The 24569-nt window shown below is 62.8% G+C and carries 25 protein-coding genes; 5 read left to right on the forward strand and 20 right to left on the reverse strand.

Annotation, left to right across the window (positions count from 1 at the left end; genetic code table 11):
- Positions 1 to 4: 4 nt before the first annotated feature.
- The 13 genes from VLT15_04135 to arc form a co-directional block, all read right to left on the reverse strand.
- On the reverse strand, positions 5 to 889 hold the full coding sequence (locus VLT15_04135; GenBank protein HSR44405.1) for a diacylglycerol kinase family protein: 885 nt from the start codon (positions 887 to 889) through the stop codon (positions 5 to 7).
- A complete protein-coding gene (locus VLT15_04140) occupies positions 886 to 3423 on the reverse strand; it encodes a DEAD/DEAH box helicase (GenBank protein ID HSR44406.1) in 2538 nt (845 codons plus the stop codon). The genes VLT15_04135 and VLT15_04140 overlap by 4 nt, the downstream gene beginning before the upstream one ends.
- The gene (tatC, locus tag VLT15_04145) at positions 3420 to 4130 is read right to left on the reverse strand and encodes a twin-arginine translocase subunit TatC (protein HSR44407.1); all 711 of its coding nucleotides are present in this window, start codon (positions 4128 to 4130) and stop codon (positions 3420 to 3422) included. Before tatC ends, VLT15_04140 begins: the two co-directional genes overlap by 4 nt.
- Positions 4127 to 4564 carry a twin-arginine translocase TatA/TatE family subunit gene (locus tag VLT15_04150; GenBank protein HSR44408.1) on the reverse strand — a complete coding sequence of 146 codons (438 nt, stop codon included), beginning with the start codon at positions 4562 to 4564 and terminating at the stop codon, positions 4127 to 4129. Before VLT15_04150 ends, tatC begins: the two co-directional genes overlap by 4 nt.
- A gap of 128 nt (positions 4565 to 4692) precedes the next feature.
- Positions 4693 to 4983: a hypothetical protein gene (locus VLT15_04155; GenBank protein HSR44409.1), complete on the reverse strand. Its 291-nt coding sequence runs from the start codon at positions 4981 to 4983 to the stop codon at positions 4693 to 4695.
- 97 nt (positions 4984 to 5080) lie between these two features.
- Positions 5081 to 6013, reverse strand: coding sequence for a WYL domain-containing protein (locus tag VLT15_04160; protein ID HSR44410.1), 933 nt, complete (start codon positions 6011 to 6013; stop codon positions 5081 to 5083).
- Positions 6010 to 6933: a WYL domain-containing protein gene (locus tag VLT15_04165; GenBank protein ID HSR44411.1), complete on the reverse strand. Its 924-nt coding sequence runs from the start codon at positions 6931 to 6933 to the stop codon at positions 6010 to 6012. The genes VLT15_04160 and VLT15_04165 overlap by 4 nt, the downstream gene beginning before the upstream one ends.
- A gap of 114 nt (positions 6934 to 7047) precedes the next feature.
- On the reverse strand, positions 7048 to 8403 hold the full coding sequence (gene pafA / locus VLT15_04170) for a Pup--protein ligase (GenBank protein ID HSR44412.1): 1356 nt from the start codon (positions 8401 to 8403) through the stop codon (positions 7048 to 7050).
- Between the two features lie 94 nt (positions 8404 to 8497).
- Positions 8498 to 9160 (reverse strand): proteasome subunit alpha, encoded by a 663-nt coding sequence (prcA, locus tag VLT15_04175; GenBank protein HSR44413.1) that lies wholly within the window; start codon positions 9158 to 9160, stop codon positions 8498 to 8500.
- Positions 9157 to 9948: a proteasome subunit beta gene (prcB, locus tag VLT15_04180; protein HSR44414.1), complete on the reverse strand. Its 792-nt coding sequence runs from the start codon at positions 9946 to 9948 to the stop codon at positions 9157 to 9159. Before prcB ends, prcA begins: the two co-directional genes overlap by 4 nt.
- The gene (locus VLT15_04185) at positions 9945 to 10136 is read right to left on the reverse strand and encodes a ubiquitin-like protein Pup (GenBank protein HSR44415.1); all 192 of its coding nucleotides are present in this window, start codon (positions 10134 to 10136) and stop codon (positions 9945 to 9947) included. Before VLT15_04185 ends, prcB begins: the two co-directional genes overlap by 4 nt.
- Complete coding sequence (dop, locus tag VLT15_04190; protein HSR44416.1) at positions 10084 to 11607, reverse strand: depupylase/deamidase Dop; 1524 nt, start codon at positions 11605 to 11607, stop codon at positions 10084 to 10086. Before dop ends, VLT15_04185 begins: the two co-directional genes overlap by 53 nt.
- Positions 11607 to 13337: a proteasome ATPase gene (arc, locus tag VLT15_04195; protein ID HSR44417.1), complete on the reverse strand. Its 1731-nt coding sequence runs from the start codon at positions 13335 to 13337 to the stop codon at positions 11607 to 11609. Before arc ends, dop begins: the two co-directional genes overlap by 1 nt.
- Before the next feature lie 123 nt (positions 13338 to 13460).
- Here arc and VLT15_04200 point away from each other — a divergent pair, with 123 nt between their 5' ends.
- Positions 13461 to 13706 carry a ferredoxin gene (locus VLT15_04200; GenBank protein HSR44418.1) on the forward strand — a complete coding sequence of 82 codons (246 nt, stop codon included), beginning with the start codon at positions 13461 to 13463 and terminating at the stop codon, positions 13704 to 13706.
- Here the strand turns inward: VLT15_04200 and VLT15_04205 are convergent.
- The 3 genes from VLT15_04205 to VLT15_04215 form a co-directional block, all read right to left on the reverse strand.
- Entirely contained in the window at positions 13693 to 14556 is an 864-nt protein-coding gene (locus tag VLT15_04205) for a tRNA (adenine-N1)-methyltransferase (protein ID HSR44419.1), read from the reverse strand. The genes VLT15_04200 and VLT15_04205 overlap by 14 nt on opposite strands.
- Positions 14553 to 15389, reverse strand: a complete 837-nt coding sequence (locus VLT15_04210; protein HSR44420.1) for a TIGR00269 family protein — start codon at positions 15387 to 15389, stop codon at positions 14553 to 14555. The genes VLT15_04205 and VLT15_04210 overlap by 4 nt, the downstream gene beginning before the upstream one ends.
- Positions 15390 to 15470: 81 nt before the next feature.
- Entirely contained in the window at positions 15471 to 15665 is a 195-nt protein-coding gene (locus VLT15_04215) for a MoaD/ThiS family protein (protein ID HSR44421.1), read from the reverse strand.
- 176 nt (positions 15666 to 15841) lie between these two features.
- On the opposite strand from VLT15_04215, the gene VLT15_04220 reads away from it, so the two are divergent.
- Positions 15842 to 16069 (forward strand): hypothetical protein, encoded by a 228-nt coding sequence (locus VLT15_04220; protein HSR44422.1) that lies wholly within the window; start codon positions 15842 to 15844, stop codon positions 16067 to 16069.
- Here the strand turns inward: VLT15_04220 and VLT15_04225 are convergent.
- Entirely contained in the window at positions 16057 to 16248 is a 192-nt protein-coding gene (locus VLT15_04225) for a hypothetical protein (protein HSR44423.1), read from the reverse strand. The two genes, VLT15_04220 and VLT15_04225, sit on opposite strands and share 13 nt — an antisense overlap.
- Positions 16248 to 16541, reverse strand: coding sequence for a phage holin family protein (locus VLT15_04230; protein ID HSR44424.1), 294 nt, complete (start codon positions 16539 to 16541; stop codon positions 16248 to 16250). The genes VLT15_04225 and VLT15_04230 overlap by 1 nt, the downstream gene beginning before the upstream one ends.
- A 204-nt stretch (positions 16542 to 16745) precedes the next feature.
- On the opposite strand from VLT15_04230, the gene VLT15_04235 reads away from it, so the two are divergent.
- Positions 16746 to 17933 carry an MFS transporter gene (locus VLT15_04235; protein ID HSR44425.1) on the forward strand — a complete coding sequence of 396 codons (1188 nt, stop codon included), beginning with the start codon at positions 16746 to 16748 and terminating at the stop codon, positions 17931 to 17933.
- Between the two features lie 50 nt (positions 17934 to 17983).
- On the forward strand, positions 17984 to 19597 hold the full coding sequence (locus tag VLT15_04240; protein HSR44426.1) for an isovaleryl-CoA dehydrogenase: 1614 nt from the start codon (positions 17984 to 17986) through the stop codon (positions 19595 to 19597).
- Between the two features lies 1 nt (position 19598).
- Here the strand turns inward: VLT15_04240 and VLT15_04245 are convergent, their stop codons facing one another.
- Both VLT15_04245 and VLT15_04250 read right to left on the reverse strand, forming a co-directional pair.
- Positions 19599 to 20588: a YihY/virulence factor BrkB family protein gene (locus VLT15_04245; GenBank protein ID HSR44427.1), complete on the reverse strand. Its 990-nt coding sequence runs from the start codon at positions 20586 to 20588 to the stop codon at positions 19599 to 19601.
- A 197-nt stretch (positions 20589 to 20785) separates the two neighbouring features.
- Positions 20786 to 22084 (reverse strand): acyltransferase, encoded by a 1299-nt coding sequence (locus tag VLT15_04250; protein ID HSR44428.1) that lies wholly within the window; start codon positions 22082 to 22084, stop codon positions 20786 to 20788.
- Between the two features lie 154 nt (positions 22085 to 22238).
- Here VLT15_04250 and VLT15_04255 point away from each other — a divergent pair, with 154 nt between their 5' ends.
- Complete coding sequence (locus VLT15_04255) at positions 22239 to 24554, forward strand: TPM domain-containing protein (protein ID HSR44429.1); 2316 nt, start codon at positions 22239 to 22241, stop codon at positions 24552 to 24554.
- Positions 24555 to 24569 lie beyond the last annotated feature (15 nt).

The following is a 24569-nucleotide window of genomic DNA, read 5'->3' on the forward strand; positions in this document are numbered from 1 at the left end:
CATACTAGATCTTGAAATCGATGCCGTTTGGGATGATGCGCGCCTTCAGAGGAGTCACTCCGAGAGGCTCACCGTCGGCCTCAACAGGCCAGGGAAGCTCGCACTCGACGGACACTTCTTCGGCTGCCATGCGATGCACGCCCGGGTGGCTGCCGTGCATTCCGACCTTGATCTTCTGAAAGACGGGAACAGCATTTCGCCTCCGGATGTTGAATGCCTGCACATCGAGTTTGCCGTCGCGCAACGATGCTTTCGGGGCGATGTTGAGACCGCCACCGAAGAACTGGCCGTTGGCGGCAACCACGGCGAGAGCGGCACCTTCATAAGAACGCCGCCCCGCTTGCACTCTCACCTGTGCGGCGGCGAACCTCGGCAGGGTTGCCCAAAAGGCAATCTGATACTTGGCGGCCCCGATGCGGCGCGGCAACCGTTCCGAAATCCCGGCGGTGGCGGCCCCGAGGCCGGCCTGCACCTCGTTCACGAACGCCCGCGTTCCCCAGGATCCCTCCGCGATACCCACGTCTACCGGGTATGTACGCTCACCGACGAGATGGGCGGAGGCCTCCTCCAGACGTTGCGGCAGCGCGAAGGTCCTGGCGAAATCGGACCCTGTCCCCGACGGAAGCAGGGCGACGACCGGCGGGCTGCTCCACTCCTTCTTCATCAGTGCGTCGACGACGACGTTGAGGGTGCCGTCTCCGCCCACGACTGCGAAGTGGGTCCAGCCGTCCCCGGCTGCATTCAGCGTGCGGTCTTGCATCGCTCCCGCGCCGTCCGGCGACTCTATGTCGCAGTCGATTCCGAACGCCGTCAAGGCGTCACGAGTCCGGTCTTCGAGTCGGTGCCGGTCACCGGCTCGAGGGTTGACCAGCACCTTCCAGGTGGTCACTCCTGTCCTCCTGCCGCCACGACTCCCCGATCCGTGTCCCGAATCGCCAGGCGCGCGAGATCCGCCAGGGCGGGAAACCCGTCGCGAATCTGTCGCAGCAAGTCGAGCACCTGCCTGAGATTACGCACAAAATCACCGGCTGCAACGCCCTCGTCCTCGAGAACCTCTTCGAGTGTGGAACCCGACGCCCACAGGAACACCGTTTCGGCATATCCAGCTTCGGGTTGCCGGGTGGGCTTCAGGCCTCTCGCGTGTTCCTCTTCGACGAGAAGACGCCACTTGGCTTCGATGAACTTCCAGCGTTCCTCGAAGGAACGCGTCGGAGAGATGAACCCCTCACCCGAGCCGCGCGGGTCGTACACGAAGATCGAGGCGAGAGCGGCGAGTTCTGCGGCCGAAACGCCTACGAACGCTCCGCCGCGAATCGATTCGGCGACCAGCAGGTCGAGTTCGTTGTAGACGAGCCGCAACTGCTCACCCTCTTCGGTCAGGTTCCAGCCGTCCACGTAGCCCAATACGCCGAGCAGATCCAGGATGGCGTCGAACTCCTCGACCAGGTCCGACTCGTCGCCGCCGACGTTTCGGCGACGGCGAGCTATGTCCTTCTCGAGTCGAAGTGCTTTCTGGGCTGTCCGAACGTGATCGGTCACGTCGGGACAGCTACCGACGGGGTGTCCACCGGATCTCTCAGATATCGTCCAACCCAGAATCTCCTCGGTCTCCGGCTCGAAAGCCTTCAGCAAGCGTCCTACCCGGTGATGAAACCGTTGGTCTTTGGGACGATAGGGCTGAGGAAGCTCGACTCTGCCGAGGCGAGTTGACCCGGGGGCGAGCTCACGAACCCTGATTCGACGCACTTTCCCCGTCGGCCCCACTACGACGAGTCGCGGGTCGGACGATCGCCACCGGTCGCGTTGCAACACCACCATTCGATCACCTTCGCGTCCACCGCCCGGTTCGATCACATCGCCCGATTCGAGTTCGAGGACCCCGCGTCCCGAACGGGCAACGTCCGCACCCGACATCTCGAGAAACGCGAATACGTCCCCGCGCTCACATACGGCCGATGCCCGCAGCCTGGAAAGCTCCTTCTCGAGATTCACGATTGCGTCCAGCGCCGCCTGCGCCGCGCTCCGGCGCTGGAACTGAGCAAACGAGGACTCGAGGAGGCGTTGGGCCTCCTCCTGCTCGTAGTTGGCAACCAGGTTGGCGGCCATGTTGTAGGTGGGCCGGAAGCTGGATCGAAGGGGATGAGCTCCGGCCGCGGCAATCGAAGCGACACGATCGAAACCAACGAACGGCGAGTACAAGGCGACGCCGAAGCCGTGATCGTCGATACCGCGCCTTCCCGCCCTCCCGGTCAGCTGTGTGTAGTCACCGGGCGCGAGGAGTTCGTGAGTCTCGCCGTTGAACTTCGTCATGCTCTCCAGCACCACCGTCCGGGCAGGCATGTTTATCCCCAGCGCCAGTGTTTCGGTCGCGAAGACAACCTTCACGAGGCCGGCCGTGAACGCCTCTTCAACGGCTTCCTTGAACGCCGGAACCATCCCGGCATGGTGGGCGGCAACACCGGATTCGAGTTGACCGAGCCACCGGTCGAAACCGAGGGCGCGCATGTCCCGGGTGGCGAGATGAGCCGTTCGCCGATCGACGATCTCCCTCAACCTCTCGCGATCGTCCCGATCGACCAGCCCGAGCCCGGCTGAAGCCAGCGTGGCCGCCGCCCCGTCGCACCCCGCCCGGCTGAAGATGAAGTAGATGGCGGGAAGCATCTCCGCCCGCGCCAGGTGCTCGACTACGTCTAGCCGGCGTGGCGTGACGAATCTTCTGCGCCGGCCCTTCTGCTGACTCAGAAGGCGGTCAACTGCCGGGTTCGGGCGCGGTCTCTTCTCACCGACAAACGTAGGGAACAGCTTGAGCGGGTCTTCGGCCCACAGATCCTTCACGGAATAGAGGCTCTCGAGCGGCACCGGCCGCTTCGTTTCCACGACCAGAGATGTGGAACCTCTTCTCTCCCGCACCCAGTCGGCCAGTTCGCCGGCGTTGGCGATGGTCGCCGACAGACAGACGAGACGTATGTGGTCCGGCGCATGAATGATGATTTCTTCCCAGACGGGCCCCCTCACCGGATCCTGCAGGTAATGGACCTCGTCGAGAACGACCGTCTCGACGGAAGACAGAGCGTCGGACTGAAGATAGATCATGTTTCTCAGAACTTCGGTGGTCATGACGACAACCGGCGCCTCACCGTTGATCGAGTTGTCCCCGGTCAGCAATCCGACCCGTTCCTGCCCGTATACGAGAGACAAATCCGCGAACTTCTGGTTGCTGAGCGCCTTGATCGGGGTCGTGTAGAAGGCTCGGCCGCCGCCCTCGACGGATCTGTGAACCGCTGCCTCGGCGATGAGGGTCTTTCCCGCTCCCGTCGGAGCGGATACCACAATTGACTCGTTCCGCTCCAGAATCTCGAATGCCCGTCTCTGGAACTCATCCGGCTCGAATGCGAGTTGCGAGACGTACCGGTCGAGGCTCATTTCCTCAGGGTCCACCTGATCAGCCAGATGGTTATCTCGTAGAGGAGGTAGAGCGGACCGCTCAACAAGAGCAGCGTATAGGGATCCCCCGTCGGCGTGACCACGGCTGCGACGACCACGATGATCGTCACAGCCCATCGGCGGTTGTCGGCCAGCTTCTTGGACGAAACCAAGCCGGCTGCCGCCGTCGCGAACAGGAAGACCGGGAACTCGAACGAGAGACCGAATACGAGGAGAAAGAGAGTTACGAACTTCAGGTACTCGGTTATCTGCAGCCGGAACTCCACGTCCAGCACAGAAGCGAAGAACTCCAGACCGCGCGGCAGGACCGAGTAGGCGAAGACGACACCGCCCGCGAACAAGACGACGAGGGCCGCCACGATCGGGATGGTCCACTTGCGTTCTCTCTTGCTCAGCGCCGGATTTATGAAGGCCCACAACTGGTACAAGAGAACGGGGCTGGCGAGGAGCAAACCTCCGAAGAAGGCCAACCGCATGGCCGATCCGAAGGCCTCGGTCGGCTTGAGTGCGATCAGCTCGTTGTCGCCGCCTATGTCACGGTAGGGCTGAACCAGGATGTCGAGAATCCAGTCGCGAAACACGAACGCGACAATCGACGTGACCACCAGGGCCAATGAGGACTTGACGACGCGCCAGCGGAACTCCTCGAGATGCTGGAGAATGGTCTGGCGACGCTCGTCGTTCAATCGGGATCCCCATCGAGCAGGTCCTCACCGGCATCTATCCGGTTGAGGTCTTCAAGAGCCTCTTCCGGGGTCGGGCCGGTCGGGGCCACCGGACCAACCCACTCAGCTTTAGCGTCCCGGCCGAGATTCTTGACGTCACCCTCGATATCCGCGAGCGGCTTTTTGAAATCCTTCTTCAGGTCATCGAGAGGGCCCTTGAGGTCCTTCTTGATCTGCTCGACCGGGCCGGTCAGTTCCTTCTTGATCTCCTGAATGGGCTCGTTGATGACGGCGACTTCCCGCTCGATCCCCCGCCGGAAGTCGCGCGAGATCGTTCGCAACTCGCGCGCCCACTGGCCCGCCTTGCGGCTGATCTCGGGCAGCCTGTGCGGGCCGAAGACGATCAGAACGACGAGACCGATGATCGCGAACTCAGTGAGAGAAACATCTGGCATGTGCTCGACATGCTAGGAGGATTCGCAGGGTTGTCGCCTCAGGAGTCCGGCCGGCGAGTCTGAATGCGTAACGGCCGTCGCCGGCACCGCCCTTGGAGGGTCACCAAACGCCCGAAAGCGGTCGTCGATCAGGTGGCGATGAGGCGAACGAGATCTTCTTCACCCTGCATAGCCAGCGCAAAGGCGGCGATCTCGTCTTCTGTTATCGGGTCCGTCGGGAGCACGTCGTATGCAACGCCGGTGGCGAGCAGCACACTCACAACACGGGCATTGGCCGGTCGACGCTGGATGTGGTCGCATTCAGGGCAAGTGAATCGGTAGTTGCCTGCGTCCTTCATCGGGTCGAGTTCGAGTCGCAAGTCCTTGGGGTGCAACTCGATGTCTCCGCACATCCGACAGGTGGTTTTGATGGTGGTCATCTTCTCGGTTCTCCGCGACCGTCTACTTGTCACAGGTATCGGTGGCGCGAGGCGCGAACTGAAGAGGTTTCGCGACGGCAGGGGCAGATTCGTGGTGCTAGTCCCCGGACCCGTACCGCGTCAGGATCCTGGCACGAAGGTCGGAGAGCGCTTCGGCAACGCCCGGGCCTTCGACGAGCTCCGCTTCGTTGCCGAGCCTCAGCAGAAGGCGAGCTATCACCGCGACGTCGCCGGCAGAGAACCTGATGACCAGACCGGTCGTGTCGTCTTCCACGATCTCGATCGGGTAATACTCGGCGACCCACCTCGCCCGGTTGGTCAGCCGGATCGTGGCCCGTACGTCATCTTCGCCCGGCAGATACCTGACCTCGACCGCCGGCGGATGCTCGGGTTTGGCGAAGGCCTCGTCGGTGAAGTTCGCCTCTCTGATGCGATCCACCCGGAAGATTCGCTCACCTCCTGCGGATCGGCAATAGGCCGACAAATACCAGTTGCCGAGGGCGGACGCGACACTCCAAGGCTCGACCGATCGCTCTTTTGTCTCGCCTTTGCCGAGCGACGCGTAGACGATGTCTACGACGTGACCCTCGGCTGCAGCCTTGCGGAGCAGGCCCACGAGCTGCGGTTCACCTGCCAGGTCCACGGTGAGTACCTCTGCGCCGTCCGGCGTCAGTGCCGCACTGAGCTTCTCAACCGCACGCTCGAGAGAAGGAGGTGCTTGACCGCTGCTGATAACCGCCAGGCCGGAAGCCAGCAGACCCAGACCCTCGGCAGGTGTGAGCCGCAACGGTCTGGCGAAATAGTCGGCCATGTCGACGACGACCTCATCGTCTTCCACATAGGCGACCATCAGATCACCGGGACCGTAGCCGGGGAGCCCGCAGACGAAGACGAGATCGAGATCCGCTATCAACTCTTTGCCGGAATAGCCGAAGCGCTCGCACACCTCGTCCACGGTCGCTCCCGGGTTGGCTATTACCCACGGCAACATCGACAGGATCCGATTCAAGCGTTGGGCGGTCCGGTTCATGCGACCCCTCCGACGCGTTGCACGAGACGGGTCCGCAGCGCCGCCGGAGCCAGTACCTCCGCCTTGTCCTCGAAGACCAGCAACCAGCCGATGAATGCGTCTTCGTTGGCGACATCCATCTGTGCCGTGATCGATCCGTCAGCGTGGTGTTCTCTCACTGCGTTGGACGGGAGTTGCCGCTCGGCCCACCATGAAACTTCCGCATCGAAACGAACCTCCGCCCGGACATCCTCCTCACCGGCCTCCCACGGTGCGCGTGGGATGGCATCCGAAGCCTTGAAGCCGGGAGGACGGTCGAATGCGCGGGGCTCGGAGGTCACGATCATGTGCGACGTCTTGTCGACCCGGAATGCCCTGACGCCTTGCCCCGGCGCATGTCCGACCAAGTACCAGTGGCCGCGCTGGTGAACCAGGCCATACGGGTGCAAGCGACGGCCGCTGCCTCGGTAGGTGAACTCGAGGACGGAACGATCTGCGACCGCTTGAAATGCCGTCGCCAGCCCGGCGGAGCCGAGGCCCAGTTCGGCTGCGAGAGGCTCGCCGCCTCCTGAGAACGGAATCCCACCCAGCTTCAGGAGAGCATCGGGACCCTGAGGTTGCCCGCCGAGCCGAACGATCTGCGCGGCGAGCCAGAGTGCTGTGCGTTCTTCATCGGTCAGGCCCGGATCGTCGAGCTGATACTCGTCCGGAGGGAGGAAGTAGCCGAACTCCACCTCCCAGATGTCCGTCGGCCGGAGTTCCAGCGGGATGCCCATCTCGCGCAGGAGATCCTTGTCCCGCTCGAACATGCGATGGAACGCCTCGTCGCTCTTGTCCTCGTAGCCGGCAACGGTGTGCCGAATCTCATCGGCGGTGACCGGCCGTCCCGCCGTGAGTAGACAGGCGAGAAGGTTCAACAGGCGTTCTAGAACGTTCTTCATTCCCGCGACAGGGTACGTCCCGTCGGCCGCAGGGGGAAGGACCTCGGCCGCCGGATCGGGATCGATTGAAGGGCCGGCGGTGCCTCCCCTCGCGTTGCCGGCACCCGGCGGCGACTAGAGGCTCGAAATGAGCTTGTCGACGCGTTCATCCTGCGATTTGAACGGGTCTTTGCACAATACGGTTCGCTGTGCCTGGTCGTTCAGCTTGAGGTGCACCCAGTCCACCGTGTAATCCCGCTGCTTCTGCTTGGCGGCGCGAATGAAATCACCCCGCAGGCGGGCCCGGGTGGTCTGCGGCGCCCTCTCGATCGCATCTTCGATCGCACGGTCGGTGACCACCCGATCAACGAACCCCTTCCGATCCAGCATGTAGAAGAGGCTGCGCCTGCGGGTCACGTCGTGATAGCTGAGGTCGATCATGGCGAGCCGGGCACTCGACATGGACAACCGGTGGCGTTCGCGATAGCGCTCGATGAGGTGGTATTTCATCACCCAGTCGACCTCACGATCGAGCCGGAGCGGATCTTTCTCGAGGTTGGTCAGGAGGTGTTCCCACATCTCGACGGCACGCTGAACCGGCGCCGGGAATCCGACCGTGCGGGAGTAGCGGAGGGCCCGGTCGAAGTACTCCCATTGAATGTCGAGGGCATTCAGTTCTCTCCCGTTCTGGAGCTTGATGGGCCGCCGGCAAGTGATGTCGTGGCTGATCTCCCTGATCGCTCGGATCGGATTCTCGAGAGCCAGGTCCCGGAACACGACGTCGTCTTCGAGCATCTGCAGGATCGCCGCCACCGTTCCAACCTTCACAAACGTGGCGTACTCGGACATGTTGGAATCGCCTGCGATGACGTGCAGCCTTCGATAACGCTCTGCGTCGGCGTGAGGCTCGTCCCTGGTGTTGATGATCGGGCGACTCCTGGTGGTTGCGGACGACACCCCCTCCCAGATGTGTTCGGCGCGCTGAGCGATGCTGAAGGTCGTCCCGCGGGCGGTCTGGAGCAGCTTGCCGGCGCCTGTGAATATCTGCCGGGACACGAGAAACGGAAGCAAGGTGTCGACGGTTCGCTGGAAGTCGCTGTGACGGCTGAGCAGGTAGTTCTCATGGCATCCGTAGGAGTTGCCTGCAGAATCCGTGTTGTTCTTGAAGAGATAGATCTCACCCTTGATCCCCTCCTCTTCCAGCTGCTCCTCGGCTGCGCTCACCAGGTCTTCGAGTATCCGCTCGCCCGCCTTGTCGTGGGCGACGAGGTCGTAGAGGCTGTCGCATTCAGGGGTGGCGTATTCAGGATGAGATCCCACGTCCAGATACAGGCGTGAACCGTTCTCGAGGAAGACGTTCGAAGAGCGTCCCCAACTCACGACCCGGCGAAAGAGATAGCGAGCCACCTCATCGGGGCTGAGACGTCGCTGCCCGCGCAAGGTGCAGGTGACCCCGTATTCGTTTTCGAGCCCGAAGATGCGACGCTCCATGAAGCCAGCGTACTGCTACGGCTGCGAAAGAGGACCGCGCCGCCCTGACGATGGGCCGGACCGCTGCCGCTTCAATCCCGTTCCAGGAACCCGCTCAGCCGGCCAGTTCGGCCTCCGAGAGGCGACGGAATGTCCGCCGGCCGCGGGTCCGGTCCAAGACGGCACCTTCCCATCCTTCGATACCAGGATCGCTGTTCAGCGACCGGAACGCTTCCTTGGCGATCTCCAGTGCTCGTTCGTAGGACTGACCTGTTTCGAAGTGACTGCGGAGATACGCGACCAGTTCCTCTGCCTGACCCCCGATTGCCCCCACTTCGTGCTCGTCGGACAGGGTGCCGTCGTAGAGAATCTTGAACATGTCCGAGCCGGTCTCGGATATGCCGACCACGAGGATCTCGACCTCATACGGCTTGACCTCATGCGTGAAGATGTTTCCCAGGGTCTGTGCGAATGCATTCGCCAGCCCTTTCACGTCGACATCGGGGCGGCCGTACATGTATCCCTTGATGTCTGCGTGTCGGATGCCGGCCACCCTGAGGCTCTCGAACTCGTTGTAACGGCCGACGCCGGCAAAGGCGATCCGGTCGTAGATCTCGGAGAGCTTGTGCAGCGTCCGGCTGGGGTTCTCGGCCAGCAGAAGCGCGCCCTGGTCGAACTCGACGGCTGCGATGCTCCTGCCGCGGGCAATGCCCTTCCTCGCATATTCGGCGCGATCTTTGATGAGTTGTTCCGGTGGAACGTAGAAAGGCATGCTCATCGCACGGCCTCCAACGCGGCAATCGCAACAGGTTGTATCCGAGCCTCGTCCAGTTCGTCGTACCCGGACGATCCGACGGTCACAACGGTCGGAAAGATACCGCGGCGCGGGTCGGGCCCGGCCGTGGCCACATCCTGCTCGGCGGCTGCAACCAGGGCCTCCATGGCCAGAGAGAGGGCTTCGGGCTCCTCCAGATCGGGGCGGTAGCGATTACGCAGGTAGGACCGGGCCTCACGAGATCCGGAACCCGTCGCACCAAAGTCTTCTTCTTCGTAGCGTCCGCCGATCACATCGAAGGTGAACAGGCGCCCAACTTCCTCGAGTTCGTCGTATCCGGCAAAGAGAGGAACGACCACGAGGCCCTGAAATACCATCGGCAGCTGTTGGCGGACCATACGGGCCAGGTGGGTCGCCTTGCCCTCGAGGCTCAACCGGGAGCCCTCGAGCTTCTCGTAGTGCTCTAGTTCGGTTTGAAACAATCTGACCATGTCCACCGCCAGGCCGGCTGTGCCGGAGATCGCCACGACGCTGAACTGGTCGGTGGGGAAGACCTTCTGCATGCGCCGGTGGGCTACCGAGTAGCCCTCGGTGGCCTGCCGGTCGCCGATCATTACGACTCCGTCCCTGTAGCGAGCCGCCAGTACCGTCGTCGCTTCGGGAGTTTCCAGGGAGCCCAGGTTGGCGGCGTTCACCGGCCAGGTTGGCTCGAGCTGCAGAGATCTGAGCAGCTGTGTGAAACCGGGTCCGTCGGAGAAATCGAGGCCCTTGGGCATGAGTCGATGGATCACTCGCCGCCTTTCTGAACGTAGTTCTTGACGAACTCCTCGGCGTTTTCCTCGAGCACCGAGTCGATTTCGTCGAGAAGTTCGTCGATCTTCTCGGTAGCCTCCGACACCTTCGTGTCGACGGCGATCTCTTCGGATTCAGACGTCTTCGCGGCCGGTGTCTGTTGCTTCTTCTGTTCCTGCTCGGCCATCACTACCTCCAAGCGCTGCGAGGAGGCCGGCTGCGTTTGGTGAGCCGTCGAGCAACTCTTCCACGCGTTCCCTGCCTCCTCTCAAGGGTTCCATCATAGGCACCCGCTTGAGTGAACTTTCGCCGGTGTCGAACACCAGGGAGTCCCAGTTGGCGGCAACGAGCGCCTCGGGATACCGGGACACGCATTCGCCGCGAAAATAGGCTCTCGTCCCTTCGGGCGGCCGGCGCGTTGCCGTATCTACCTCTTCATCTGTGAATAGCCGTCTCAGAGCACCCCGCCGGACGAGGCGGTGGTAGATACCTCGATCCGGATCGATGTCGTGGAACTGGAGGTCGAGTGCCCGGAGTTTGGCGTCGCTCCAGTTGAGGCCGTCGCGTTCCCGCATCGCGTCGAGCACGCGGTACTTGGCCGACCAGTCGAGACGATCTGCCGTGGAGAGCGGGTCGCGTTCCAGGTCGTCCAGGATGCCACCCCACTCCGCCAGCAGGCGGTCGTGCTCTGTGCCGGACTGTTCGGCGTATTTGGTGAGCCATTCGCTGTACTGCCGCTGCAACTCGAGCGCCGTCGCCGTGGTGCCGTCGGCCAGTTTCAACGGGAGCCGCATCTCCAGGTCGTGACTGACCTGCCAGCAGGCGTCGACGGGATCCTGCAGAGTGATGAAGTCCGGCAGCGCTCCATCCTCGACTGCTGCCAGGAACAAGGCCGTTGTGCCGACCTTGAGGAAGGTCTGCACTTCCGACATCGTCGCATCGCCGATGATCACGTGCAGGCGCCGGTACTTCGAGGGTGTTCCGTGCGGTTCGTCGCGCGTGTTGATGATGGGCCGCTTCAGGGTCGTTTCGAGGCCGACCTCCTCTTCGAAGAAGTCGGCCCTCTGCGTGACCTGGAAATCTGTGTGCGGCCGGCCGTTCTCGGATCCCAGTTTGCCGGAGCCGGTGAAGACCTGGCGGGTCACCAGAAAGGTGGTCAGATGTTTGATCACCTCGCCGAACGGCAGTTGCCTGGCAAGGAGGTAGTTCTCGTGCGCTCCGTAGGAGTTGCCTTTGCCGTCAGAGTTGTTCTTGTAGAGCGCAACGACCTGTCCGGCGGGAACCAACGCCTGGGCACTGCGCCCGGCTCTCGCCATGACGACCTCACCGGCCTTGTCGTGTAGCGCAGCCTGGAGCGGGTCGAGGCATTCGGGCGTTGAATACTCGGGGTGGGCATGGTCCACATACAGGCGCGCACCGTTTGTCAGAACCACGTTGGGAATGCCGGCGTCGAGATCCGCCGGAGCTCGCGACTCGAACCCGAAGCCGCGTGCATCCCGGCCCGGCGACTCTTCCTCGAAAGACCACTTCACCCGTGCGGAACGGCCCTGATAGGCGTTTATGACGAGGCCTGATGCGACGGCAGGATTGAAGTTGGGCTGGTTCCTGACCGTTATCCCGAACTCGGTTTCGGTCCCTATGACCTTTGGTAACGCCACTACAGATACTGGCCGGTGGTGGTCGTCTCGATCGTCTTCGACTGGGACTCACCTTCGATCAAGGTCCGCACATAGACGATCCGCTCGCCCTTCTTGCCGGAGATCTTCGCCCAGTCGTCGGGGTTCGTCGTATTCGGGAGATCCTCGTGCTCCCGGAACTCCTGTTTGATCGCAGCCAGCAAATCGGTGGTTCGAATACCCACCTCGCCGGTCTCGATCTCTCGCTTGATTGCGTCCTTCTTCGCCCGCCTCACGATGTTCTCGATCATTGCGCCGCTGGAGAAGTCCTTGAAGAAGAGGATCTCACGGTCACCGTTGGCATAGGTGACCTCGAGGAACCGGTTCTCATCACCCTCGCCGTACATGCGCTCAACGGTCTGTTTGATCATGTCCCCGATCATCTCCGCCGCTTCATCCTCGTGCGCAATGAGTTCACCGGGATCGAGGGGCAAAGCGGGGGTGAGGTATATCCGGAAGATCTCCCTGGCTGCCTCTTCGTCTGGTCGATTGATCTTGATCTTCACGTCGAGCCGACCGGGTCGCAGGATGGCCGGATCGATCAAGTCCTCCCGATTCGAGGCTCCGATGACTATCACGTTCTTCAGGCTCTCCACACCGTCGAGTTCGGAGAGCAGTTGGGGAACGATCGTGGACTCCACGTCCGACGAGACGCCCGTGCCGCGTGTTCGAAACAGTGAGTCCATCTCATCGAAGAAGACGATGACGGGTACCCCCTCGTCCGACTTCTCCTTGGCCCGCTGGAAAATCAGCCGGATCTGGCGTTCGGTCTCGCCGACGTACTTGTTGAGCAGTTCGGGGCCCTTGATGTTCAGGAAGTACGACCTCGCGTCGTCCCGGCCCATCCGTTTCGCAACGGCCTTGGCGAGGCTGTTGGCCACAGCTTTCGCTATCAGCGTCTTGCCGCAGCCGGGTGGGCCGTAGAGCAGAACGCCTTTCGGCGCCTCGAGATCGTATTTGTCGAAGAGACTCTTGTGGACGTAGGGAAGCTCGACGGCATCCCGTATCGTCTCGATTTGATCTCTCAGTCCCCCGACCATCTCGTAGGTGATGTCGGGCACTTCTTCGAGGACGAGCTCCTCGACCTCCGGCCGAGCCAGTTTCTCGTGCACGAGGCCGGCCTTGCCGTCTATGCGCACATGATCGCCCGCACGCAGAAACTGGTCGCGCATCGGTTCGGCGATCTCCACCACTCTCTCCTCATCGCCATGACCCACGACGATCACCCGGTGCTCGTCGAGCCGCTCCTTGACGGTGGCGATTTCACCGGTCGGGTCGAAATGCCTGACGTCGACCACGTTGAACGACTCGTTGAGGAGCACTTCCTGGCCACGCTGAAGTTGCTTGACCTCGATCGCCGGCTGGGCATTCACCCGCATCTTGCGTCCGGCGGTCAGCAAGTCAACCGTGCCGTCGTCATTCACATTGAGGACCGTTCCGAAAGGGTTAGGAGGTGTAGTCAGCTTCTCGACCTCGTCCCGCAACAGCGACAATTGCTCGCGAGCTTCTTCGAGCACGGCGGTGAGGCGTTCGTTCTGTTCGGCAGCTCTGCGGATCTGTGCCTTCTGCTCGACCAGCCGCTCTTCGAGAATTCGGACGTGCTTGGGAGCATCCAGGAGTCGAGCGCGAAGGGTTCCTATCTCAGCTTCGAGCTCTGCGACTTTGTCGAGAAGATCTCTGATGTGACCCGGGTCCCGGGGTTCTTGCGTCATCGTCCACCTCTCTTTGCAGTATACGGATGCCCCCACTTTGTAAAAGGGACTGGTTGGTGTTCCGCTACTGGGGAGCCGTGTTGTAGGATGACGCTTCGCAAAACACCGAACCAGGAGTTCGACATGAAGGTGTGGATCGATCAGGATCTCTGCACAGGAGACGGTCTCTGCGAGGAGATCGCCCCCGATGTATTCGTAATGCTCGATGACGGCCTCGCCTATGTGCGCGAGGGCGAGAAGATTTTTGCTGCCGAAGCCGGAAACCCGCAAGGAGCCGACGGGCTCGCTGTGGTGCCGGAAGGCCAGGAGGATGTGACCGTTGAGTCCGCCGAGGAGTGCCCCGGCGAATGTATCTTCATCGAGCCGTAGGCTCTTGACCTTCTGCCGAGCCTGATACCGAATCGGAGTCCTCGGACTCCGATTCTTCTCGGTTTCTCCCGGGCGCGACCTTTCTCGCCACACAGATGAAGCCGGTATGCCCGACCATTTGATGGTCCGGGCGAACGGACCTTCCCTGAACGTTCCATGTGCGAAGTAGGGCTTCGAACGCCAGCACATCCTCGAAGCAGCCACTCATCCGAAGCGATTCAACCGTCTGCTGGAGCTGCGGGACCGTCGGCACATAGGCGCAGAACACCCCTCCCCCGCCCAGTCCACGCGTAGCCGGCTCGACACTGTGCCACGGTTCCGGAACATCCAGCACGATGCGATCCGGTCGAACCTCGAGTATCTGCTCCTCAACCTCCCCGACCCGTAAGTCCAGGTTGTCTGGGATTCCCCCGAGCCAGCGGCTGATGGTCTTCTTGGCGTGGTCGGCGTGGTCATCACGTCGCTCGACGCTCACGACCCTGCCGGTCGAGCCAACCGCTCTCAGAAGCCCCAGAGTCAGGGCTCCAGAACCGGTCCCCGCCTCGAGAACGACCGAACCGGGTGCAATGTCCGCATAGACCAGGATCGGGCCCAGGTCCTTCGGGTAAACCACCTGGGCGCCCCTTCGCATCTTGAGGACGTAGTCCGACAGTCGCGGCCGAAGCACGACGAACTCCGCGCCGCCGGTCGACGAGACACGCGATCCGTCTTCGATCCCGATCAGGTCGTTGTGGTCGATGACGCCGTGATGGGTGTGAAAGGCTCCGCCTTCTTGCAGACGCAACAGAAAGCGGCGCTTCTTACCATCGATCAGGAGACACTGATCGCCGGCCCTGAATAGTTCCGTCATTGGCCCTCTCCGGTCGGCCTCGCCGCACGGTCCTGGAGTTTGCAGAACGCGCACACGTCACCGGTGGTCGGTGATCCGCACACGCTACAGGCTGTGAGCTCCGGCCGTGGGCCTTCATTGAAGATCGGTGAGCCGCGCTCGAGGAAGCCGAATAGAAACCGCTGTTTGAATCCCGGGGTGTGCTGCTCCATGGCATTCAACTCTTCCTTGATCCGGTTCAGGGTGTTCCCGTGGGCCATCGGGCACTCGTCTATCTCATAGTCGATGCCGCGAATCACCGCATAGGCGGCCGTCTCCCGTTCGGCGACTCTGATCAGCGGCTTCACTTTGCGAGCCAGTCCCGAGTCGGTCTCGACCAGCACCGGGTGCTGACGGGCCAGGTAGTCGATGTTCCAAACGGCGACGTTGCTGAAGAGGGTGGCCGCTTCATCGTCCAGGTTGTGGCCCATGACCAGGACGTTGTATCCGTCCCTGCGTGCGATGGAGTTCAACACGTACCTCTTGGAAAGACCGCAGGCGGAACAAGCCGTGCGACTGGACGAAGCGGTCGCGGCCGGAATGTCGAAGCCGAACTCCTCTCGAAGATCGATCTCGGCCAGGTTGAGGCCACGCTGATCGGCAAACCTCCTGGAATAGTTGGCCGATTCGGCGCTGTAGGCCCCGATTCCCAGTTCCAGGTTCACGCCGTCCACCGCGTACCCGAGGTCGGTGAGGATCTCCCACAGCGCCAGGCTGTCTTTCCCGCCCGATACGCCGAGCAGAAGCCGATCTTCGGCGCCGAACATCTCGAAGTCGTCGATGGTCCGCTGCACCTGGCGGTGCACGTGCTCCACGAAATGCTCACCGCAGAACGCTGCATTGTGGCGGCGGACTTCTATCGCTGCCCGACCCCGACAAACTCGGCAGCGCATGCCTCAGCCGCCGGAGATGACGGGCCGAAGCTCGATCTCATCGGCATCATCGAGACGATCGGTTGACAACAGGAGTTCGCTCTGGCGGATCACCAGAACCGACTCGGGAAGAATGGACAGCTTCTCGAGCAACTGCCCGACGGTCAGCGGTCCCTGAAGCTCTTCTTCTCGCCGGGGGTGGCGAAGAAGCACCTTCATGACAAGACGGAGAGAGCGGCCACCACCATTGTGAGAACCATGCCGATCACCACGACGATGACGACTGTTCTGATGAATCGTTGATTTCGCATGGACGGGTGAGTTTAGGTCGTATGCGGTCGTTCGTCGTCTGCGGATTGCGATTTGGGTCCGGCAGATTGCTAGCTTCAGGATCGATGAACCCGTTCACTTCCTTGAATCCACTGTCTGCAGGATTGACCAGGGCGTTTCGCGGTCTTCGTACGGGTGACCCGCAACTGATCCTGATGGGCGCCGCTTTGCTGGCGTATGCGTGGCTGCACAACCGGCCAACCGGCAAAGAGTTGATCTACAGGCGCAAGCTGAAGGCTGGAGAAGGAGTGCAGGTCAGGTTGAGGCAACCGGATGGAACTCAGACCCGGTAGACCTCAACGACGGCCTTGCCTTCTTTGCCCTTGCGGCGGCCGAATATGAAGGCGAACGCGACGATCGCGACAACGCCGACTGCCAGCCAGACGGCACTCGTCTTGGCGGCTTGCTTGGTCTCCTGAAGAGCGTCCTCGATCTGTTTCGCTTTCGCTTCGATGTCTGCGCGCGTAACCATCAGCGTGTAGCCCTCCAGATGATCAGACCGGCACTTCCTGCCAGGAGCAGGGTGGAAATGAAATAGGCGAGCGATTTCCACAGATCGCCCTCGGGCAGGATCATCACGAGCACCAATGCGAGTGCGACGCCGAGAAAGACGGCACCGAAGGCAAACAGTATCCCGGCCCCGATGCCCATGCCGGCCACGCGTCCGAGTCGTTTAGCCGGCTCGACGGTCTCCTGCATGATGTACTGCTTGGACAGATCTGTCAGTTCGGTGACCAGTTGTGGTAGTTCTTTTGCGCTGCTCATCTCGAGATCAGGCTACTCCTTCGATCGGGCCTGAGGGGAATCCGCAGAGTCTCCACGGTTCGGGCGGCGGGAAGGCGCCCACAAGCCGGACCCGGACCGTCTACCCTGCCACCTCGCATGCGCGGAGAGATCTGGCTTCAACGACCTCGCCCGGGCCGGGGTCGGCATCGGGCCGTTACCGGTCTCGGTGCGCGATTTCACCTGGTGTGGGCAGGTCAGGCGATCTCGCAGCTCGGAGATTACGTCGCCTACTTCACCATCCCGGCCTTCGTCAGGTACGTCATCACCGACCAGCCGTCCGACTTCGGACTGATCTATGCGGCCGAGAGCCTGCCGACGTTCCTGGTGGGAGTATTCGCCGGGGTGCTCCTCGATCGCCTGCGGCTCCGCCCGGTGATGATCGTGGCGGACCTGGTCAGAGCGGGAGCGTTCCTCGTGCTTGCCCGGATCGCCGCCGGCGCTTCGCCCGGCCTGTCGGCGGTTCTGGCCATCTCGTTTCTGGTCGGCACCTTCGCCGCAACCTTCACGAGTGCCCTGTTCTCCTTTCTCCCCGTGATCGTCAAGCCGGAACAGCTGGGTATCGCCAATGCCAGGGTCGCGCTGGTTCAGCAAGTCGCTTTCGTCGTGGGTCCGGCAGTCGGCGGCTTGATCGTCAGTTTCTGGGACTACACGACGGCTTTTGCCCTGAACTCGCTTACCTTCCTCGTCTCTGCCGTTTCGATCCTGGCCGTTGGTCCTGCCGCACGGGAGAGGAAGGCCGGCCGCGCCGGTTACCTGGCCGAGGCACGGGAAGGCTTCACGTACCTGTGGGAGGAGCGCCGGTTGCGTCTGCTGACGGCTGCGGGCGCGATATCCAACTTCGTGGTCGGTTTTCTCGAGTCCACCATCGTGTTGATCGGTGCAGACATCTTCGGAATCGTCGAGACAGACGAGCTGAGTCTCCTATACGTGGCCAGCGGTGTCGGAGGGATTCTGGGGGCGGTCTCGGCAGGCAGCGTCGGCAAACTGTTGGGCCTCGGTCGAACGCTCGTCGTCGGAATGATCGTCTTTGGATCCGGATTCACGCTCTTGACCTTCATGGACGCGCAGTGGCAGGTCCTGACGGTCATGACTGTGACGTTTCTCGGGCTCACGTGGATCAATGTTCCGCTAATCACCATGCGGCAGCTCTATACCCCCGACCGGCTGCTCGGACGCGTCACCTCAGCCTCTCGAGCGTTGATGTGGAGCACCCTGCCGATCGGCTCGCTCATCGGTACCCGGATTGCCGACTTCTTCGGGATCGAGACCATCGCCAGAATCGAACCCCTGTTCATCATCGCTTTCGGCCTCTACCTGATCTGGACGCCGATCTGGACCGCCACTGCAGAAAGAGCCGCTGCCGACTCCTGAAGGGTTCCGACCCTCGGGTAGCCTGGACCTGGAACTCGAGGAGGCCTGCCTTGACCCACGAAGTGTTCAATCAACCTCCGCCCCTGGTCGACTACAACCTCTTCCTGAGCGACCGGACCGTCGTCGACCATCTGCACCGATATCCGGTCGGATGGGCTTCAGAGCTCTTCGCCGAGTTCGGTGGGAGAATCGGATCGTCGGAGGTGCTCACGTGGGGATTCGACTCGAACCGCTATCCGCCGGTGCTGCAGACGCACGACCCGAACGGACATCGAATCGACGAAGTCGATTTCCACCCCTCGTATCACTCGTTGATGACTCTCTCCATGCAGTACGGATTGCATTCGTTGCCCTGGGAAAACGAGGCAGGTGCATACGTGGCCAGGGCGGCGCTCTTCTTCCTGATGGCCCAGGTGGAAGCCGGTCATGGATGCCCGATATCGATGACGACGTCCGTCGTGCCCAGTCTTCGCAGACAGCCGGACCTCGCGGCCGTCTGGGAGCGGCGGATCACCAGGACGTACGATCCGTCCGTTCGTCCCGCCGAGCTCAAGACCGGCGTGACGTTCGGAATGGCCCTGACCGAGAAACAGGGCGGCTCCGACGTCAGGTCCAACACCTCGCGCGCCGCCGAGATGTCGGACGGGAGCTACAACGTCACCGGCCACAAATGGTTCTGTTCGGCCCCGATGTCGGATGCCTTTCTCGTGCTGGCGCAGGCACCCGGTGGACTCACCTGCTTTCTCATGCCTCGCTGGAAGCCGGACGGCAGCCGCAACGAGATCGCCATTCAGCGCCTCAAGGACAAACTGGGCAATCGCTCGAACGCCTCCAGTGAAATAGAGTTCCGCGACGCCTTCGCGCAACGGGTTGGAGACGAAGGCGACGGAGTGAGGGTCATCGTGGAGATGATCAACCACACTCGACTCGATTGTGTGCTCGGGTCTGCGGGCCTCATGCGCCAGGCAGTGGCCCAGGCGACGCACCACGCCACCCATCGGACCGCGTTCGGAAACGTCCTCGCCGACCAACCCGCCATGCAGAACGTCCTGTCCGATCTGGCACTCGAATCGGAAGCAGCGACGGCTTTGATGCTGCGCATCGCCCATTCGTTCGATTCGAAGAACGACGCCGGTGAGGAGTTGTTCCGGCGCCTGGCCACACCCGTCGCCAAATACTGGGTGACCAAACGCACACCGGGTCTCGTCTACGAGGCTCTCGAATGTCTGGGTGGCAACGGCTACGTCGAGGAATCCATGATGCCGCGCCTGTTCCGGGAGAGCCCGGTCAACGCCGTCTGGGAAGGTTCGGGCAACGTCATAGCTCTCGATGTCCTGCGAGCGCTGGAAAAGAGCCCGGAAACGGCCGAGGTGTTTCTCCTCGAGGTGGGCCGGGCACGGGGAGCAGATGCCGGACTCGACCGTGCACTCGACGACCTCGGGACGGCGCTGCGAACCACTCCGTCTGAGTCCCGTGCCAGGTACTTGGTGGAGTCGATGGCACTTGCCCTGCAGGCGTCTCTCCTGGCAAGGCACGCTCCCAATGAGGTCGCAGACGCATTCATAGGGTCGAGACTGGCCGGTGGACTCAGCGGACTCTACGGCAGTCTTCCGGCCGCCGCCGCTTTCCGGCCCATCATCGACAGGGCCCGCCCGAGCGTCTGAGTCATCTCTTCCGCCGGCCGATGGCGAAGCCCAGCAGCAGCCCGAACGCGCCGGCAAGACCGGAACCGAGCGGCGCCCTGCCCTCACCCGCAGTGCCGCCCCCCGCGGCGCGAGTCGGCCGGCCTTGGCGTGCCCCTTCGTCGGAGTCGAGAGCGTCGACGTAGACCTTGGTCAACTCGGCGCCGAAGAGATAGACCTGCCACATCAGATTGAAGAAGAACAGAAGGACGGCAATGCCTCCCAGGGCGCCGAGCGTTCCCGAGTTCCCAACCCTGCCGAGAAACGTCCCGACCAGGTACGCCGCCGGTAGGCCGATCACGGCGGTCGCTGCTCCACCGCGCCGCGCCGCTCGCCACGGAATGAGAACCGCAGTCATCGTCTGAAACGTCAGACCGACGACGGCCATGAGCAGAATCACCGACGCGACCGGCACGGTCCAGGACAGCAGGACTCGCAACCACGTCTGATCGTCCGGCACCAGCGCTGCGGTGACGTACTGGATCGCACCAACGGCAACCACCGGGGTTACGGCCAGGATCGCCAAAGCCAGAGCAGAGACGAAGGCGACACTCCTCTTCCACAGAATCGCCGGTATCCCCTTCGTCCGCTCCGTCGGTACATCGAAGATGCGATTGAGAACACCCTGAACCTGGAGGAAGATGCCGGAGGCGGAGAAGATGGTGAGCGCGATACCGATTCCGAGTGATGCTCCCGCTTGGCGTTTGGCGATCTCCAGGAGGTCTGCCAGCTGATCCGCCACGATTTCCCCGGCCGCCGCCTCGACCTGGTCGACTACCGAGTTCAACCGGTCGACGTCTCCGAACAGGAAGCCGGCAACCGCGACGATCAGGAACATCAGCGGCACGAGCGAGAAGAGCGTGTAGAACGAGAGGGCGGCGGCGGCAGGGCCGGCCGCGTCGGCAGCATAGGAACGTGCGGCCGCTTTGACGGCAGACGCAGCCTTACTGAGGGCGGCGGACTGGGACCTCATATGAGAAGCAGCGTACCGCCTCTGCCCCTCCTTCATCTGGGTGGCGCTCCGGCGCGGTCACCCCGCTGCCCGGGAACCTTGCTCTACCGGTCGATGGCCGCCAATGGCCCGGACTCTGTGCGGACCTCTCGGAATGGGTCGCGTGATCCTCGCCCTGCCGGTCGTGCCCGGATAATGCCGGGTGCCCTCAGTCCGGTTCATGAACGACGTGCCCACAGCCGAACCCCGAGAGTCCACGAGCCGACGGTCACGGCGGCTGCAGGCATGAGTGCCACTGCGCCCGCCGTCACGAATCCGTTGAGCGCAAGCGAGGAGAATCCCCACATCACCGTCGGAAAGCCGACGCCCACCGCGAGCTTGGCCACCGGACGAGACGTACGGTTCTGCTCCTGGCGTCCGAACAGTGCGATGAGACCGGCGAGCGGAAGCAACAGGACGCCGAACCAGACGGGCCGGGACCACCACCAGCCTCCACTGAGCGGTTCGATTCCCAATCCGACGCCGCCCAGGAGCAGCCCGAGGCTGATGACGGCCACCATCGCAGTCATGTGCCACAGGTAGATCGTCATGATCCGGCCGTTGCCGAGGATCACGGCGGACCAGACGGTCGGGCGCTCGAGCCATCGAGCGACGGCGGAACGCAGCGCCAGGATCAGGCCCATCTGGAACACGGCGAGCATCATGAGGGCAACGGTCGGCGGCAGGTTGTTGGTCGGTTCCGCTCCGGGTACCCCCACCATGCTCACCGGATAGCGACCGGAGACGGTGAGGGCCAGGAGGGCTGCCAGCCCGACCAGTGCCACAACCGAAGCGCCGATACGCCCCCCACCGACGGCACCGCGCTGCCACCTCACTCCGAGTTGATGGATCCCCAGCCACACGAAGAGGAAGTTCACCCAGCCCACAACCGGAACGCCCAATCCGTGGTGCAGCCAGTCGACCATGCCGGCCGCTCCGAGCAGGCCGATCGGGATCGCCCACCCGAACCTCCTATCGAGACCGACCATGAGCGGAGCGAGCGCAACGACCCCCATATAGACCGCCAGGAACCACAAGGGGCCGGCAACTACCTGTGTTCCGGGGCGCAGGAGTTCGCGATCGATGCCGGTGCCGTTCAACACGAGCGCTGCTGCCGCCCACACGGCCGCGAACACCGCCGTCGGCCGGAGCAGTCTGGCGGTGCGCGCCTGGAGCCAACTCGAATAGGAACTGCCGCGTTCCCTCGATGCGGCCCAGGAGACCGAGTTGGCAAACCCGCCCACTATGAAGAAGATCGGCATGACCTGCAATATCCAGGTCGAGTACTGAATGCGGGGTTCTACGACGAGAAGATGGTCGACGACCAGTTCACCGTCGCGAACGACGATCACTGCCATCAGCCAGTGGCCGATGACCACGATCGCGATCGAGAACAGGCGGAGGAAGTCGATGTACCGATCTCGCTCCGGAGGCGTCGCCTCGGCCAGGTTTCTGGCTTGCTTCCACATAGTCCGCATCGCGACCTCCATGTCCTCGTGTAGATCAGGAGACCAGACGGAGGGCGGGAGCACATCGGGGGGCCACCCCGGTTGCATGTCCGGGGCACCCTCGTGGGGTTCAGGGTGCCCCATCTTGCGGCTAGCGTCAGTATCGAAATACGAAAGGATCCTCGTGCGGTTCCGGCTGGCCACTGCGGTTCTATTGATACTCATGTTCTCTCCCGGCGCGGCATCGGCACAGAGCACCGAATGTCCCGTTTTCGAGGGGATCACCTGCGACGGCGCGGTCACCGATACGACCGGGGTCATCGACGACGATGCGGCTCTCGAGGAAGCGGTTGGAAGGCTGGTCGCGACCTACGGCCACGAAACGGCCGTAGTGATCATCGAGGGCACGGGAAGTCGATCCGTCGAGGACTTCGCCATCGATCTCGGAAACGCCTGGGGCGTGGGTGATCCCGAGCTCAATGACGGCATCATCGTGGCCGTGGACCTCGATTCACGGGTCACGACCGTTCAACATGGTGAGGGTTTGAACGGGGTGCCGCGGGATTTCGATTCCATCGCAGCAGTGGGAAACAGTTTCTTCGCAAACGGAGACTTCGACGGTGGGCTGCTCGCCATCATTGGATCGCTGGACGAAGCCCTCGCCGCGTTTGCATCCGGGGAAACGGGATCCGGACGAACCGTGGACGATGTTATGGACGGCTTCACGCCCGACGATTCCGGTTCCGGCGATGGCCCGAACCTGGGCATCATCGGCGGAGCCATCGGAGTCGTTTTACTGGGTGGGTTGGGTGTCACCGGCGTTGCCGTCCGCGGCCAGCGCCGGACCCGAACGCGACGCACTCGGCGGGAGCTGATCGACGGCGAACTGTCGCGGCTCGATGTTGCAGGCCACGAGTTGCCGCTACTGAGGGACTTCCTGATAGAAAGCAGCGCCGGATCGGCGAGTGCTCCACTCCCGGACGTGCTCAAGGCTCTCGCCGACATCGCCGAGACGAAACGGCCGGACGGCGAAGCAGCGGTACAGGCCGCTCATCACCATCGCCTCATCAACATCGTCGACCGGTCCCGGATGATGGAGGCCGCCGAGATGCCGCTCGAGCTGCAGGTCACCGGTGAGAGGGACGTCCTGGAGGGAGGCGTGCAATCGGCCGCCAAGGATGCCCTGGAAGTGGACCTGGACGACGACTTGACCTTCAACGTGCGTCGTGAGGAACTGACCCGGCTGGTCGACGGTTTACGTCCCTACCGGGTGGCCGAAGCTCGTGCGCGAGTGGCAGCCTCCGTTGACCAGCGACTCGTCGATACCGGCGCCGGCCACGCAATCCTGACCGACCTGGGAGAACGCTTCCTGAAAGCTGCACCGGTTCTCACCGACCACAAGGACGTCGAAACGGCTGTGGAGAAGCTGGAAGCGGCCTATGCGGTCGCCAGGACGAAGACCGACACCCTCGAGTCTCTGTACGCTCAGCTCCCCTCGTCGTCCGCGCGTCCCGCCGTCGCGGCGGCCCTGGCGGACGTTGATCCGGATGCCGATCGCGCCTTCACCCGCTACGAGCGTGTGCGTCGAGAACTCGACGAAAAGGCAACAGATCTCAAGCAGGATGGTCTGGACATCGCCGCCGTGGCGGCGCTCCTCTTGCTGAACCGTGACGAGGAATCGGTTCCCGAGTTCCTGGCCGCCTACAACCGCAATCGCCAGGAGGATCTGACTCCCTCCGAGGCTGTTGAATACGCACTGGCCGGTCTGTCCAACCCGCGACGCGTGGCAGCAGTCCGTGAGCAATCGAAACGGCTCGGTCTGCCGGTGGCCATCACCGCCGCCCTACTCGAACGGCGCTTGGACGGAGTCGCCGTATACACAGAACTACTCGACCAACTGGCCGAAACCGGGGTGACCGGCGATGCCCGGCGGACCATCGCCGGAATTCTCGCTGTTTCGCTGGAACCGGCGCAGGCACTTCGTCGCTGGACTGAATCGAGAGCCGAACTGGCCGCCCTCGGGTTGGAAGGTTCCTATGCCGACATCGCCGCAGCGTTCGGGGCGTCCGATCCGCGCGGTTCCCGGGAGTTCGCGCTCGCCTACGCGGCACAACGCCAGGCCCTCGCCCGATCTTCGATCGACGATGCCGACCGATTCGCTCCTGAACTCGCCCATGCCGGCACGTCACGGCAAACGGACACGTGGACGGGAGAACCGATATCCGGTCGCTTCGGATCATTCGACCCGTTCACTTTGCTGTTCTACCACTGGGTTATCACCGGCGGCCACTCCGGCAGCTACGGGTGGGAGGCCGTCTACGCGGATTCTTCCTGGTCGAATGACTCCAACTCGTGGTTCGGCGGATTCTCGGGCGGCGGATTCGGAGGTGGAAGCGGCGGCAGCTCCGGCTGGGGCGGCGGCGGCTGGAGTTCGGGAAGCTTCGGCGGCTTCAGCGGAGGAGGCTTTTCGGGTGGCGGCGGCGGATCAAGCGGCTGGTAGCTCGGCATAGGGCCC

Source organism: Acidimicrobiia bacterium, from assembly GCA_035471805.1.
Lineage (GTDB): Bacteria > Actinomycetota > Acidimicrobiia > Spongiisociales > JAHEDJ01 > JAHEDJ01.

Excerpts from the sequence above, each read along its gene's own strand:
- VLT15_04140 (HSR44406.1), bottom strand. The coding sequence starts at position 3,423 with ATGAGCCTCGACCGGTACGTCTCGCAACTCGCATTCGAGCCGGATGAG.
- VLT15_04155 (HSR44409.1), bottom strand. The coding sequence starts at position 4,983 with ATGACCACCATCAAAACCACCTGTCGGATGTGCGGAGACATCGAGTTG.
- arc (HSR44417.1), bottom strand. The coding sequence starts at position 13,337 with ATGACGCAAGAACCCCGGGACCCGGGTCACATCAGAGATCTTCTCGAC.
- VLT15_04225 (HSR44423.1), bottom strand. The coding sequence starts at position 16,248 with ATGGTTACGCGCGCAGACATCGAAGCGAAAGCGAAACAGATCGAGGAC.
- VLT15_04215 (HSR44421.1), bottom strand. The coding sequence starts at position 15,665 with ATGAAGGTGCTTCTTCGCCACCCCCGGCGAGAAGAAGAGCTTCAGGGA.
- VLT15_04160 (HSR44410.1), bottom strand. The coding sequence starts at position 6,013 with ATGAACCGGACCGCCCAACGCTTGAATCGGATCCTGTCGATGTTGCCG.
- VLT15_04230 (HSR44424.1), bottom strand. The coding sequence starts at position 16,541 with ATGAGCAGCGCAAAAGAACTACCACAACTGGTCACCGAACTGACAGAT.
- VLT15_04165 (HSR44411.1), bottom strand. The coding sequence starts at position 6,933 with ATGAAGAACGTTCTAGAACGCCTGTTGAACCTTCTCGCCTGTCTACTC.
- VLT15_04220 (HSR44422.1), top strand. The coding sequence starts at position 15,842 with ATGAACCCGTTCACTTCCTTGAATCCACTGTCTGCAGGATTGACCAGG.
- prcA (HSR44413.1), bottom strand. The coding sequence starts at position 9,160 with ATGAGCATGCCTTTCTACGTTCCACCGGAACAACTCATCAAAGATCGC.
- VLT15_04200 (HSR44418.1), top strand. The coding sequence starts at position 13,461 with ATGAAGGTGTGGATCGATCAGGATCTCTGCACAGGAGACGGTCTCTGC.
- pafA (HSR44412.1), bottom strand. The coding sequence starts at position 8,403 with ATGGAGCGTCGCATCTTCGGGCTCGAAAACGAATACGGGGTCACCTGC.
- VLT15_04205 (HSR44419.1), bottom strand. The coding sequence starts at position 14,556 with ATGACGGAACTATTCAGGGCCGGCGATCAGTGTCTCCTGATCGATGGT.
- VLT15_04245 (HSR44427.1), bottom strand. The coding sequence starts at position 20,588 with ATGAGGTCCCAGTCCGCCGCCCTCAGTAAGGCTGCGTCTGCCGTCAAA.
- VLT15_04250 (HSR44428.1), bottom strand. The coding sequence starts at position 22,084 with ATGCGGACTATGTGGAAGCAAGCCAGAAACCTGGCCGAGGCGACGCCT.
- VLT15_04185 (HSR44415.1), bottom strand. The coding sequence starts at position 10,136 with ATGGCCGAGCAGGAACAGAAGAAGCAACAGACACCGGCCGCGAAGACG.
- VLT15_04150 (HSR44408.1), bottom strand. The coding sequence starts at position 4,564 with ATGCCAGATGTTTCTCTCACTGAGTTCGCGATCATCGGTCTCGTCGTT.